This is a genomic window from Bradyrhizobium sp. 45 (assembly GCF_023073155.1).
GTDB classification, from domain to species: Bacteria; Pseudomonadota; Alphaproteobacteria; order Rhizobiales; family Xanthobacteraceae; genus Bradyrhizobium; species Bradyrhizobium canariense_D.
Genome location: NZ_JADPIX010000023.1, coordinates 1 through 13,430, shown reverse-complemented (window position 1 = coordinate 13,430; position 13,430 = coordinate 1). Strand labels below are relative to the sequence as shown.

General features: G+C 58.5%; 13 protein-coding genes and 2 pseudogenes. 7 read left to right on the top strand and 8 right to left on the bottom strand.

What is annotated here, in order from left to right:
* Positions 1–724: 724 nt before the first annotated feature.
* A complete protein-coding gene (locus IVB42_RS03565) occupies positions 725–1,132 on the bottom strand; it encodes a hypothetical protein (protein ID WP_247399519.1) in 408 nt (135 codons plus the stop codon).
* A 608-nt stretch (positions 1,133–1,740) separates the two neighbouring features.
* On the opposite strand from IVB42_RS03565, the gene IVB42_RS03560 reads away from it, so the two are divergent.
* Both IVB42_RS03560 and IVB42_RS03555 read left to right on the top strand, forming a co-directional pair.
* Entirely contained in the window at positions 1,741–2,010 is a 270-nt protein-coding gene (locus IVB42_RS03560; RefSeq protein WP_026233982.1) for a cyclase, read from the top strand.
* Positions 2,011–2,243: 233 nt separating this feature from the next.
* Entirely contained in the window at positions 2,244–2,675 is a 432-nt protein-coding gene (locus tag IVB42_RS03555) for a hypothetical protein (protein WP_018460247.1), read from the top strand.
* Between the two features lie 114 nt (positions 2,676–2,789).
* On the opposite strand, the gene IVB42_RS03550 is transcribed toward IVB42_RS03555, so the two are convergent.
* Entirely contained in the window at positions 2,790–3,623 is an 834-nt protein-coding gene (locus IVB42_RS03550; protein WP_085383824.1) for a Crp/Fnr family transcriptional regulator, read from the bottom strand.
* Between the two features lie 543 nt (positions 3,624–4,166).
* Here IVB42_RS03550 and IVB42_RS03545 point away from each other — a divergent pair.
* The 3 genes and pseudogenes from IVB42_RS03545 to IVB42_RS03535 all read left to right on the top strand — a co-directional run bounded on the left by IVB42_RS03545 (position 4,167) and on the right by IVB42_RS03535 (position 6,693).
* A pseudogene (locus IVB42_RS03545) lies at positions 4,167–5,386 on the top strand (IS701 family transposase).
* A complete protein-coding gene (locus IVB42_RS03540; RefSeq protein ID WP_247361556.1) occupies positions 5,383–5,535 on the top strand; it encodes a hypothetical protein in 153 nt (50 codons plus the stop codon). Before IVB42_RS03545 ends, IVB42_RS03540 begins: the two are co-directional and overlap by 4 nt.
* Before the next feature lie 942 nt (positions 5,536–6,477).
* Entirely contained in the window at positions 6,478–6,693 is a 216-nt protein-coding gene (locus tag IVB42_RS03535; protein WP_085383826.1) for a hypothetical protein, read from the top strand.
* Between the two features lie 666 nt (positions 6,694–7,359).
* On the opposite strand, the gene IVB42_RS03530 is transcribed toward IVB42_RS03535, so the two are convergent.
* Positions 7,360–7,626 carry a hypothetical protein gene (locus IVB42_RS03530; RefSeq protein WP_247396591.1) on the bottom strand — a complete coding sequence of 89 codons (267 nt, stop codon included), beginning with the start codon at positions 7,624–7,626 and terminating at the stop codon, positions 7,360–7,362.
* Between the two features lie 225 nt (positions 7,627–7,851).
* Positions 7,852–8,010 (bottom strand): hypothetical protein, encoded by a 159-nt coding sequence (locus IVB42_RS03525; protein WP_158091733.1) that lies wholly within the window; start codon positions 8,008–8,010, stop codon positions 7,852–7,854.
* Positions 8,011–8,194: 184 nt separating this feature from the next.
* Between IVB42_RS03525 and IVB42_RS03520 the strand changes: the two genes are divergently transcribed.
* A complete protein-coding gene (locus IVB42_RS03520; RefSeq protein WP_085383829.1) occupies positions 8,195–8,458 on the top strand; it encodes a hypothetical protein in 264 nt (87 codons plus the stop codon).
* Positions 8,459–8,561: 103 nt separating this feature from the next.
* Here the strand turns inward: IVB42_RS03520 and IVB42_RS03515 are convergent, their stop codons facing one another.
* Positions 8,562–9,260, bottom strand: a complete 699-nt coding sequence (locus tag IVB42_RS03515) for a metallophosphoesterase (RefSeq protein WP_256467723.1) — start codon at positions 9,258–9,260, stop codon at positions 8,562–8,564.
* Positions 9,261–9,396: 136 nt separating this feature from the next.
* On the opposite strand from IVB42_RS03515, the gene IVB42_RS03510 reads away from it, so the two are divergent.
* Positions 9,397–9,693: a hypothetical protein gene (locus IVB42_RS03510; RefSeq protein ID WP_247396593.1), complete on the top strand. Its 297-nt coding sequence runs from the start codon at positions 9,397–9,399 to the stop codon at positions 9,691–9,693.
* Between the two features lie 274 nt (positions 9,694–9,967).
* On the opposite strand, the gene IVB42_RS03505 is transcribed toward IVB42_RS03510, so the two are convergent.
* From IVB42_RS03505 to IVB42_RS03495, 3 genes and pseudogenes are all read right to left on the bottom strand, one after another.
* On the bottom strand, positions 9,968–10,456 hold the full coding sequence (locus IVB42_RS03505; protein ID WP_247396594.1) for a hypothetical protein: 489 nt from the start codon (positions 10,454–10,456) through the stop codon (positions 9,968–9,970).
* Positions 10,457–11,325: 869 nt separating this feature from the next.
* Positions 11,326–11,607: pseudogene (locus IVB42_RS03500) on the bottom strand (endonuclease); the annotation flags it as partial.
* Positions 11,608–11,698: 91 nt separating this feature from the next.
* Positions 11,699–13,312, bottom strand: a complete 1,614-nt coding sequence (locus IVB42_RS03495) for an acyltransferase family protein (RefSeq protein WP_247469761.1) — start codon at positions 13,310–13,312, stop codon at positions 11,699–11,701.
* Between the last annotated feature and the right edge of the window lie 118 nt (positions 13,313–13,430).

The following is a 13,430-nucleotide window of genomic DNA, read 5'->3' as shown; positions in this document are numbered from 1 at the left end:
ACTGAGCCCTACCCTTCGATGAGCAGTGGCACAGCGGGGAGTGCAGCAGCGGCAGCGGGTTCAAGCAGCGGCACTGACCTGTCGCGAAAAGATGTCAAGCTGGCTGACTGATACGTTTAAAGCCGCGTCAGCTCGGCTCGAACCTTGCGTGTCACTGCGTGCCGAGCGGCGAGCCTGGCAGCGCACTAGATGTCCGATTCGGGCACACGTTTACCTAGTCGACTGGAAGAGCATGATCTGATCAACGGCAAACACAACTCACGATTTATGAACGCGCGGAGGTTTCACACAACCGCTGAGGCATAGAAGGGCAACGGCGCGCGAGACGGACTCAGATCGCATGACGCGCAGCGCGAGATAAATGTCTCTTCCTGGCCCATAGCCGACCTGTCGGGAGCAGGCCGGTCGAGGACCGCTTGTGACCCCAATTCAGACATCGGCCTCCCTCTCCCTCTCTCTCTCTCTCTCTCTCTCTCTCTCTCTCTCTCTTCATGTTGCAGTAGTCTTGAATTGAGACGCCCCGACCAATTGTCGCGGCGCTCGTCGATTTCATATCGTCCGCCAACTAGCCCTTAGACGTTTGTCTCGCGTCGGTTGGCGCAGCGACATATCTAGAGTTCGGCGCAACCAGGAAGTCACGTCAGAGGGCAAACCGACCCGATCGGTGCGCCGTCGCGTGCGCCATTCCCAACTACAATCGTTTTTTTTTGCGAAGAAACGCACCTTAAGCCTTTAGGTCCGTGATCCGCATAATCGCGACCACGTTCCCATCATTGAACGCCTGCTCCTTTGTGTCCTTGTTGCAGGTCCAGACAAAATTCTTCTTGCCGATAAAGGTCTTTTCGTCCTGCTCAAGCCGAAGCTCTCCTTCGGTGATATGGCAGACCATGGCATTCATCATCGGAGGCCCCATGGTCTTCGATCCCGGCTGCATGATGATGTCGCGCATTGAGACGGTCTTAAAACCCGGGATCAGCGATGGTGTCTCGCCATCATACTCACGCACCACCACACCTGGCCACGGAGTTGTGTCCTTGTAGCCCGTCGTTTGAGCGGCGGCGGGCTTTATCATGGCCGCCGATGCCGCTGCCAACCCGAATGTCAATGCAGACCTTCGATCGATCTTGCTCATCGCTTTTCTCCCTGGGTTACTTGCAACAAGCCGCCGCAAAAGCTGCGCGCGTGTGGAATGTGAAATCGTGGTGTGAAACCGAAAAGGGGGGCGGTCTCTTAGGCTAGCGTACCTGCCGACAGCGCTAGTACTGCTCGTTCGGCCCGAACGGTGACTTCGGCACATCCCGCTTCAAGGGCGACCACATTCTACGAGAACGGACGCGCCCTAGAAATGGGTGTTTCGCCCAAGAGGCATAATGCCTCAGTTTGCTTAGGCCTGAAGTTCGGACCCGGCGTCAGCAACTTCACACTGCGACCAACTGAATACGCAAGTCAGTGTCACTGACTGGTCCTGTGGCGGGTCGCAGTAAGTGCGCGGCCACGACCTATTGGCGTCGAGTGCGGAGGCGATGATGCTGCTCCCGCAAGACCGCCCGGAGCTAGCCCATCAGCGAAGTGGCAGCACGCCTCAGTTTTATCGGACAAAGGGCAAGGGTCCGATGCCATCAGTGCGACCCGGAAATGAAATAGCTCCAAGCGATGGCCGGTATTATACTGGTGCGACTGGAAGTGCTGTTTCAAGCGTTCGTGGAAAGATTGCTACGACCAGTCTGGGAGGAACATCTGATGACGACTATGTTTGTTAGACACACGGTTTCCGACTACAAGACCTGGCGGAAAGTTTACGACGATTTTGCTTCGGTTCAGAAGACGAAGGGCGTAACAGCCGAGGCTGTCTACCGAGCAGTCGAAAATCCCAATGACATCACAGTAACTCACGAGTTTGCCACGATTGAAGCTGCGCAAGCCTTCGCGGAGAGTGCTGAATTGAAGAATGCCATGCAGAATGCGGGAGTAGCGAAAGCTCCAACGATTTGGTTTACCAAAAAGGCGTGAAGTATCGATCCCGGCCAAGTGCCGGCTGTGGTGGTACCATGTCGCCTGTTGGCCCATTGAGACATGCCGAGGCGGTCTGACGATATCCGTTCACAGGGGTAGACCGGTAGAGAACGGCACGCGGCCAAAGTGACGCGATTGACCCTGGCTGTGTAAAAACGCAAAGATCGAAACGCGACGAGAATGACATTCTGGCTTTGCGGGCCCGCCGCCCTAGAATTGCGGCGATCAGGATGGGCGAAATGCAGTATGTTTGCGACACGCCGAAGGGTAAGACTTGGTTCCGTATCGAAACGGAAGGTGAAGCGGTGCAAGAGTCGCGCCTGATGCGCCACACAGTCGAGAAATATTTCTGCCGCGAGCGAGAGAAGGCAGTCCAATCCTGGCGTCCGGAGCAGCCCAACGCGATCGAGCGCGACATCGGCCTCGAGGCCCATGTACAGCGAGAGATGCCGCTTTTCCTCACGTTGCGTGACAGGGAGGGTAATCCACTGGCTACAGCGATGCTGCCACCGGGTGGCAAGGATCGCGGCGGGTTCCGGATCATCATCGTTGCCGCATGCAATGCCGATCCTTATCCTGAGCAGGATGCGGCCATCGCTGCGCTAGGAGCGCATTTCGGTCTCACACTCGATCGCCACCGCTGCTTCCCCTACGGCCGCTAAGGAGCCTGACAAGTATCGCTGCTTGGAGCGAAGTCGGCTCATGTCCCGTTGCGGACCTGCGCCGGCCTGCTACCTAATGGCAGCTTCTGACCGAAGGCGGCTATCGCATGGTCTCTATTTCTGCGAAACGGCTCTGGATTCACCACTCGCTCCGCCGGACGAGACGATGGCGCTTTCCCGGAACGGCGCACGGGTAGGCTGGGGCGCCGACAATTCCTGGCAATACATCCGATCGATCTTGCGCTGCATGAGCGCATAGCAGTCGCATACAACGCGCTCGAGCCGCACCCGGTCGATCTCGATAAACCCGCGCCGGTCGGAGGGGACGGCGCCGGCCGCGCGCAGCTTGCTCATCGTCAGAGTCACTGTCGTCCGCCGCACCCCAAGCAATTGCGCAAGCGCCTCCTGCGTCACCGGAAGGAGGTCATCGGGAACGCGGTCGTGAAGCTGCAGAAGCCACCGCGCCATGCGGCCATCCACCCGGTGCAGCGCGTTGCAAGCGGCTACGTGCTGGAGTTGCAATAACACCGCGCGGGCGTGGAGCTGAACGACATTCCTGATGGCCGCGCTTTGCGCATAGGCATCCCGAAATTTGGCGGCGGAAATCAATGATGCTGTGCCAGCGATGCGTGCAATCGCGGTCACGGATGAAAGCGATGGGCCGAGTACGGAGAAAGAGGCCAAAGCGCCTTCCCGTCCCATCAAGGTGGTTGCGACCGTTTGCCCGTCCGGCATATCGAGCATGAAGGCGATTGCGCCGCTATGGGGAAAATAGACCGGGTCCATCTCATCGCCCGAGCGCACCAGAACCGCATCTGGCTCAAACGAGATCTTCTGGAAGTAGGGCGTGAGCAAGCTGAGATCCGCTGGCGGCAGCGCTGCCAGTAGCCGATTCCCGATGCCAGTGCGGTTGACGGTCCCGATGCTTTCTTGTGAAAGAGCCCTCACTGAACGGCCGCGTCCATCTATTTCATTCACTAGGATTATCCGAATTATGAGTTGCCGAAAGGCAACTATCCAAACAGAGCCATTAGTCGAGATCAAGCACGGACATTTGCGGAGACGCTGCCGGCGTCTCGCCGCGCAAGTAGGATCTTGCATACATCATACTATTCACGCCCGTTGTGCGACTCGGCGAGCGGGGCCCTGCGGGATGATCAACCGGTGATGGTTCCGGCAGCGCTTGCTCTTGGCTTCCTAGCTGACGTCTTCGGCGGTGTGGGGCGTGCACGTCTTTTGGCCCGGCGCTTCCGTTGACACGGTGCAATTATCCGTCGGTTGATTGGGGTAAAGCCGGAAGTTTGCCGCCGTCCGCTAGAGCGACGCTTTTGCCCTCAACGGACATGCGGGCGTTGTCCGTCAGGAGGCCCAGGCCAGCACGCTTAGGTTGCTCTGCCGAAAGTGCGGACATAACGCGGCCAGCTGCTCAATGAGTACACAGCCTAGCATTACAGTTGCATTTGATTGAAGGTTCTGAATCCATGGGTGACCATGATTCGGGATTTGATGATTGGTGGTGCGTCGGTCGAAGATACGCTGACGCTGTGGGCTTCGTCGTTGCGAGATGTCAAGCAACGCATCCGTCGGCTGTTTACGCAGGAGCGGGTCGCGGCCGCGGCGGGGCAGTTTCTCGACGGACTGTTGGGTAACGAGCCGCGCAAGACGGGTTGGATGCGGGCGGAAGCGGCCGGCGATCCCGGCCCGTGGCGCCAGCAAGCGATCCTGGGCCGGGGGCAGTGGGACGCCGACGCGCTGCGCGACATTGTCCGTGAGTACGCGCTGGAAACGCTGGCCGATGAGGACGCGGTTCTGATCATCGATGAGACCGGGTTTTTGAAACAGGGCAAGGCCTCGTGCGGGGTCGCGCGCCAGTACACTGGCTCGGCGGGCAAGATCACCAATTGCCAGATCGGAGTGTTCGCCGCCTACGTGTCGCGGCATGGCCATGCCTTCATCGATCGGGCCCTCTATCTGCCAAAGGAATGGACGGACGAACCCGCTCGCCTGAAGGCAGCGCATGTCCCGAGCGATGTCAGCTTTGCGACGAAGCCCAAGATCGCGCGGCACATGATCGCTCGTGCGGTCGCCGCAAAGGTGCCGTTCTCGTTCGTGGCCGCGGACAGCGTGTATGGCACGGGAGAGATCGAAACCTTGCTGCGCAAGGCGGGCAAGGGCTATGTTCTGGGGGTTGCGTCCAATCATGTGTTCCGTTCTTGGGGCAAGCCGAAGCCTGTCGCCGGTACCGCCTCCGCGATCGCGCAGAGCCTTCCCAAGAAGGCCTGGCGCCGCCTGACGTCCGGCGAAGGGACCAAAGGTCCGCGCTGGCACGACTGGGCCTATCTCGAGTTGGCCGATCTTGACGCCGGTGAATACAACGACGACCTTGCCGGGGAATGGACGCGGGGTCTTCTGATCCGCCGCAACATTGCCGACGGCAGCTTGGCCTTCTTCTCGACATGGTGCCCCAAGGGCACGTCCATGCAGAAGCTGGTGTCGGTGGAGGCCATCGCTGGGCTATCGAGGACAGCTTCGAAACCGCTAAGAACGAACTCGGCCTTGATCACAACGAAACCCGCTCCTGGCACGGCTGGCATCGCCATGTCTCACTCGTCATGCTTGCCTTCGCCATGATGGCCGTCATCCGTCATCGGGCCAACACAGGGCCATCGCCCAAAAAAACGCGGCAACCTCGACCGAAGCATCGTTCTTGATCCGCTGGTCGCTCCAAGAAATCCGGCGCATCGCCATCAAGCTAACCCAGCGGCGCATCCCGCACGCCTATATCCTCGCATGGTCGTCCTGGCGCAGGGCTCATCAGGCCAACGCGCGCAAAGCCCACCTCAAAAAACTGCAACTGTAATGCTAGGAGGGTCCTGCTGCCAGTTAAATTCGGCCACCGTTCGCGATTCCTCGCCGTGCGCAGACGCCCCCCTGCACTGGCGGTGATCCACAGGCGATGCTTGCGCTATTCGCGCCACGGCATGCGGCACGGATCCGTAGCCCGCACATCGCCTGTTTCGTCCAGCCGTATGCACGCAAATTCCCTGTTCGCCAGCGATAAATTCCCTGTTCGGATTTGGCGGATCGCGCCCCGGATGCACCGAATTTCAAGGCAAATGTTCGCATTTTCATGGGATAGCGGCCTCACCGCAGGCGCGCTTTCCCTGTAGAATTCCCTGTTCGCAGGGAATTCGGACCGCGGCAGCGAAGGAATTTCCTGCGTCTGTCGTGATTGCTGTTCAAGCGCAGGGAGACGCATCCATGATCCGCAAACCGCTGTTCGTTGCCCTTGCCTGCATAGCATTCTCGTCGACCGCGTTCGCCCAAGGCGGTGGCGGCGGTGGCGGCTCGGGTGGGGGAGCCGGCGGCGGCGCGGGTTCGGCGGCAAGCTCTGGTGCTGGGACAGGCACCTCGTCGAGCAGCGCGACCTCGGGCCCCTCGGCTCCTTCCGGCATAGGGACTCAAGGCACCACCACCGGCGCTAACGGGAACACGAGCAGCCCCAACCCCAGCCAGAACAATCGGAACGTTCAACCCCCAACCGCGAACGGAAAGACGCCGGCCGCCGCGCAGGCCGAGCGTAACTCCGCGGTTGGTCATTCAGCTAATGGTTTGCCGATCGGAAGCCCCGGATCAGGCACCAGCAACGAAGATCAGAAATAGAGCGATCCATCTCAGCTCTCACCGAAAGGCCCACCGTTGTGGGCCTTTTCCTTCGAGCTAAGGAGATTAGGCGGATCTTTGAACTTTGGAGGGCTCCGAATAGATCGGACAGCCTGCGGCCGGTGTGTTAAACGCGGGAATGAAAAAATTCATTTTGGCGATGCTGCTCATCGCGACGCCGGCATTGGCGCAGCCCGAACCGCCAGCTGCGAAGGCTCCATTGACCGATCGCGAACGGGTTCAGGCCGATCGTGCGCAGGCCGCCACCCAGGAGAAGGACGCCCCAACCGCGCGCCCGTGGGACAGGGGCGCGGATGGTAAGCGGCCCTGGGACCGGGGTGCGCAGGCGAAATAGCAGCGTTCCCAACGGCAAGTCGAAGCTCGCCGGCAATCGGCAGCCTTCGGTGAGGAGCCTTCCGTGACGGAACCGAGTTCACGCGGCAGAGGCTGGCGCTGCCTCAATTGCTCTATCGAGCCGCCCATTGCAGCGACAAGGCCCCGGCTCCGCTTGCGCTTCTCGGCACGGCTCTATCTGACGGTCACTTCGACAGCAATGACCGAGGATCCGCGCTGCCTGCGGTTTTCGCCCGACACCGCAATTCGAAACCGGTCAGTCCCTCGACGTGAGGGGGCTTGGTAGCGAAATGACGGGCGTCGTCACACTTCCGGCACTGGGCGCCTCTGCCAGTTTAACTTCGTCGAAAAGCTGAGTTCTGCCGCGCAGGCCTTGCAGGCACTCCGTCCCGGCTGGGATTGAAACAACCCAATACACGGTGTCAGAAAGCAGTACGAAGCGCTCGGGCCGCAAGGCGCATTCACCCGCGGTCGCTGCATACGCTTGCAGCCAGTATCCTGCGAAAAAGCATAGGCTCGCCGCCGCTGATTTGAGCCTCATGCTGCCGCCCATGCAGTGATCATGGTTGGATCGGCCAGCCAAGCTCAAACAAAATCGCCGCCACCGGCTGCCCGGTGTTGCGGCGATTCATGGGTGAACGCGGCTGGTCGCTAAACGCCGTGCCGTTCACCGAGCGTACCAATACCCCCACCAGCGTTGCGAGACGGGCCGCGCCTCCGCCTTGAGCACCGCGACTTCTTCGATAGAGCGAAGGTTGGGGCCATAGATCGCAGGCGGGTAGACATTATCCCAAAACACGTAACCGGTTCGGACGTAGGCCGACCGATGCTGCGCAGGAGCCAGTGCAAGCTCCGCGGCTGAAGCTGCGGTCGTTATCAACGCAAGGCCAAGAACAGAAAGAGCAATGGTTGGAGCAAGGGTGCGGAAGTTCATTGGATCAATCCCTCTCGAAATGGGCGAGAAATAATGCGACGGCCTCTAAAAGGTTGCAAGCGCATCGTTCCATAGAACGGCTGCGAAATCCAGCTATTCAGGTGCGCGAATCCAGCTGGACTATTCGGACAGAACAGATTTGAAGGGGACCCCGGATCGGTGCGGCCGGCCAAAGACCGCGCTAGCGCTGAGCCAACACCTCAGATGCTATTGCTCAGGACAAGATCAGGCGTGGACAATTTTTTTGGCACCAGGAGAGTCACCAAGAATATCACGAATCATGATGTCGACACACTGCTCACTCTTGATGAGCACCGCACTCTTCAGGACGACTCGGATGGCTTCTGCATTTGTCTTCGCTTTGATCTTCTGCGCCGGCGTCACGTTGGGCTATGCGCTGCGTACCCGGCACCCGCAACGCACGACGACGAACGAGCCCTCCGGCACCTCGCGCAGAACGTCCCGATCGACTCCCAATTCGGCATCCGGACACGTCCGACGTGCCTTTTAGGCCTCGTCCCGCGTGCGAGCGACACCTCTGTTCTCACGACCATAGGCGACACATGACATGACCCAGCCGATGAGGGACGCACCGCGACGGCCCATCGTGGACGGTACAGGACAGCGTGTCCTTTTCGGTTTGACGATCGCGGAAACCATCGAGTTCGAGACGTTGGACAAGCCCGACGCGCCCCTCGGCCCTGGCCTTCGCTTCGATCAGAACAAGCCGGGACAACGATGGCTGGAGCTATACGCCAAGCATGAGCGGGCCTGGCGCAACTGGATGGCCGACACGCGAGCAGGACGGGAAGTGCCGCTCGTGCTCAACTAGGTGATGCTCTTAGCTCGTGACCGCCGAGGCATTCCATTGGCTTCAGGAACATTCTCCCCGACGAATCGGCAGACATTCCCAGGCCTCGTCATATCCGGGCTAGTCATACCGCGAGCATCCGGCTGCCTTGGATGCTCATGAGAGTCAGATTGCCCGTCGCGTAGGCGCCCGTATCGATGTTGACCCGGTTTGCCGGAACTTCGGCGGTGCGCACCGACGTGTGACCATGAACGATATATTTGCCGAACTGCTCCTCACTCTGAAGGAACTCTTCGCGAATCCAAAGCAGGTCGCTTTCGCTTTGCTCTGCCAAGGGGGCACCCGGGCGAACGCCGGCGTGGACGAAGAAAAAATCTCCACAGGTAAAGCTAAGCCGTAGTTCGTCCAGGAACTCCAGATGCTCACCCGGCATAGCGCGGATCAAATCGCGCATGATCGACGCTGGGTCGTCGCGCTTCAGGTCTGGCGGCGCGAGTCCATAGGACATGAGTGTCTGGGCGCCACCGATGCGAAGCCAATCTTCGAACAACGAAGGGTCTTCGAAAACCCTCACTAAAAATGCCTCGTGGTTTCCCTTGAGAAAAATCGAGTTTCCCCGACGGCTTCGTTCGACCAAGAGGTCAAGGGTGGCGCGCGTGTCGGGGCCGCGATCGACATAGTCGCCCATGAACACCTCGATCGCATAGCGTGGCCGACTGTGGGCCAAGTCGGCGTCGATGACCCGCAGCATGGGCTGCAGCAAATGCGAGCAGCCATGAATATCCGAGATCGCGTAAATTCGGCGGGCCGGGTTAAAAAGCAAGCTTGGATTAACGGCGCTTCAGGTCCGCGGAATAGGCGCCGCTCGCGCACGAGTCCCGCAGAGTCGTACAGCGAATCAAGCCAACGCGAGAACATCTGTCACCGAAACGACTTTTAGCAAGATGGACCTATCATCCGTGAACGCCGTTTTTGACCGTCGAGCCGATTGCGTCGAAGATCAAGCGTGGGCTGAGGTTGATCCGAGGGAACGGCTGATGCCAAGAGCTCTCCGGGCCACACTCGACCAAGTGGAGCGAGATATCAAGCTGTACATGGAGTTTGACAAGGCAGAGAAGGATCGGTTCGATCGCGAGTCTTACCTATGGACTGCAGAGGACCGCATCGAGTGGCAGGAGACGCAATCGGACAATGCTCAGCGCCTCCGAGAATTGCTCGAGGAGCGTGACGCTTTGCGCAGCCAGCTGGAAGAGTAACAGTCAAATGGGGCATTCCAGGCCGCTAACAGTAATGCCAGTTGCGGGTTAGCTTGCTCCAAGTTGTTTTTTGCGTATTGCGCGGACATTGCTCGGGTTCGTTTCAACTGCTGTGGCTCTCACCGAGGAACGCGACAATCCGCTATATGACTTCAGCCCCCATTAGAAGCCCTTTTGCCTTTACGGCTAGCAACATTGGGAGGGCACGCCATGTCCGACTCTCGGAGGTTGTTGATCTCCTTGAGCAACAAGAGGCGTCTAAGCTGTGCTCCGTTCAAGAGTGATTCAAAGAGCGAGAGGAACTCGCGGACCTGAACGTAGGCCTCCATGCTAATAGCATATTGATCGAAACCGTAAGATCGAAGTTGAGCTTGGATATCGAGTGCAGCAGAAGCGTCCAGTTGCCAGTCCAGGTTTTTTTGATGGTGTAAAGTTCGGCTGCATCCTGGAAGTCCGGGGCGATGCCCGCCACGTCGACTCGACGAAGCGTTATCTCAATTGCCTTTTGGCGATATGTTTTCAGGAGCCTATGCCGCAGAATCCGGTAGCGTTGCACCTCCCAGGAGAGTTCAGCGATGTCCATGGCGAGCAGCCATTCGATAGCAGATTGGGGCTCGATGTCGCCGAAGATCGCGGCCTGCACCGCATGATAGTGGTCGATGTTCTCTCCGGGCAAAAGTTGAGGCGGAGGACACAGCGCCTGGAACTGAGATGGCAAGATGCTCGCCGAGTGCGGTTGAGGTAGGCTGACAGGACCATTCATTGGGGTCGCGCCTCAGATAGCGGGTGTGATGTCGGTGCAGCGACGTTTGCTCCGTTCGTCAGATGGACGGGGCTGGCATCCCAAAGTTCCCTGGCGATCTGCAGGGGTGAAATTTGGAGATTGGTCCACCAGGCTCTTTCGTCGCCCTGCCGGTGCAGGGATTGGTGGTGTGATCGGCAAAGCGGGACCGTGAACTTGTCGCTGACTTTGCGCCCCAAGGTTCGTGGTTGAGAAAATTTCACGTGATGCGCATCAGCGGGGCTCTTCTGGCAGATCAGACAACCCTGGCTGCGGATGAAGGCCAGGTGATCCTTGCTTCATCTCCGAGGCGGCTCTTTTGGGAAGGCGAAACCGACCTGCTCTCCGGGAGAGGGGTTAGCGGGCGCGTGAACGTCGCCGGATGTCTCTGAAGGGGATTCCTCATGTGGGGCCAACCGACCGCTGACACGGGCCGCTCGTCATCTAAATAGATGTCGGGAAGCGCGGTTTCCTCGAACCTCTTTTGGTAGGCGGCCTCAAGAACGCGGGTGTCAACCTCGAGTAAAGTGTTCTTGAGGGGCAAGCTGCTCTTGGCCCATGCAAGCAACCCTTCGCCGCCCTCGCGAAGAGCAAGGGGCGAGCAGGGTGGTCAGGTGGATCTGCCCAGTAACGTGCTCGAGCCGGGTGGTCTGGATGGTGGCGATTTCGTGCTGACTGAGTGTTTTGCGAACGATATCCAGCCCGGAAGCGAGCGATGCTTATCGGAAGGTCCTGTCTTCCTCCCGCGGAAATGGCGATCGGATGGTCGCTTCAAGAGTCTTCTCAGGATTGATGAGTTCGGCCTGAGCCTTAGCCAATGAGCCAATGCGGCTGCGATCGCGCCAATGCGTTCACTGGACTGGTGCATGGGTGCCCTCTACCGCCTGGACTTCGAAGCTAATCGCGCCTGACTTCGATGCCATGGCCGACAGCCTCCTTCGCATCCTCCGGAACGAGCTTCTTCAGCTCGGCCTTTGCAAGTTCATGTTCTCCATGGGCTTCTCGCGTGCGGAGATAAGAAGCCGCCACCTCAGCCCACGAATTGGAGGTGACCATGTCGATAAGCTTGACTGCCTCCGTCTTGGCCGCGGGGTCTCGATGTTAAACAGGGCGGGTGGCTCTCCGGTCTGCAAGAGATCAGGCAGGGCCCTTTCTATAGTAGCATCGGCTGGCCTTCGATCGATCCCCGACGCTCCGGCTAAGGTCTTCAGCTAGATTTGATCGTCAGAGGGCAGCTGTCAGATCTGCCGCGAGACGATCCTTAAGAAGCAGTGTAAAATCGACCGTGAGATGATTTGCGTCCCTATAAACCACGATGCCGTCACGAATAGCCGGACACACCAAGTCTGTGCAAATTGACGATGTTAGGTCGATCATGCGCGCGTTGTTGATGGACGAGACGACACGTTGCTCAGCTTCGAAAACTTCATCACTTATGGTGAGCGATAGACTACGGCTACACGTGCTAAATGGAAGGCCGCGCCATTCCGCCCGAGCGAGACAATTCCCGACGGGATGGTAAGGAGTGGGATTGTCGCGGAGCACGATTAGCTTGACGCCGAGTGGCTCAAGCTCCTTGAGCGCTCTGAATAATCCACGCTCCCACGTCTCTACGCTCACCGCGTGAGGTCCCAGATTGGTGAATGGGCCCTTGACGTTCCCGCTCGAAAACTGCGCCAGCAGGATCGCGTCGGGGGTATCTTGATTTTTGATCTTAGCGATCGCCTGCTCGCGCCAGCTTGCGCACTGGGTCGAAAGACGACGAAGTCGCAAACTGTAAACCTTGGAGATGGGAATATCAGCGACAGGACAGGAGGCCCTTAAATAAGTGATAAGCCGCCATCCCTTCTGTTCGGCAATAGCTGCAAGCGCGGTTGTCCATTGATCGGCGTGAGAATCTCCTAGCAGAACGATTGTCTTCGTATAGTTCGATGGGCCGAACACGCAACGAATTGGCTTCGGTGTCGTGAACCCGGCTAGACAACCGCTCTCACTCGCAAGTGAAAACTTGGACGTTGAGGCAACTATGGCCGCTTGCGCAGCATTCGTAACGTATTGTGCAATCGTGAATGAAAGGACGCCGGCAACTGTGGCGATTAGCGTAAGAGCACCGCCCATGGCAATTGACCGTACAGATCGTTGTGCCAGCCAATAACTAGATCTGATCGGGCGTTCGAGCCAAGCGAAGCTGAGCGAGGAGAGAACGACTGTCATCGCAAAAAAAAGGCAATGGGCCAGCGCCGTACCGCCAACAAGTACCGTACCAAGCACTGCAATCGGCCAATGCCAAAGGTAAATGGCATAGGATCGGGCACCGAAGAATTGAAATGGACGCATCCTAAGCAAAGCGGACGGTCCAGCAGGATCGTCTCCCGTAAGCAGCAACAGCGCTGTGGCGAACACTGGAACCATTGCAACTACGCCCGGGAACGGCATGAACCCGTCGATAGCAAAGAATGATAGGATAAGAACCGCAAAGGACAACCATCCAACGATCAGCCGACTCGAGCCAGGCTGCCTCATCCAGTCCTCGAACGGCCTTGTTGCGATCAGGGCTCCTAATCCAAACTCCCACCCTCGAGGGGGCGCCAGATAGAATGCCCAAGCCTGCTTGCCATAGGTCAGGTGGAAGCAAGCGGCGAAGGATCCGAACACGACGATCAATAAAGCTATCAGCAGGACTTTTTGGCTGATACGGCCGACCAGGAGGAGAAACGCCGGCCAAAACAAATAGAATTGTTCCTCAACCGACAGTGACCACGTATGAAGAGTAAGCGTAGCGCCGCGGCCCTTTAGAATGTCTGTGCGCAATCTTGGGAGCACCGTTAGAAGAGTCATCTTCTGCAAGGGTGCTCACAATGGACGACCATTCGGACGACATAAGACGACCATTGACACAGCGTATCGAAGTGTACGCCGGCGCAGGCCGTAAGCAGTGGCCGGATGATTTGAAGGC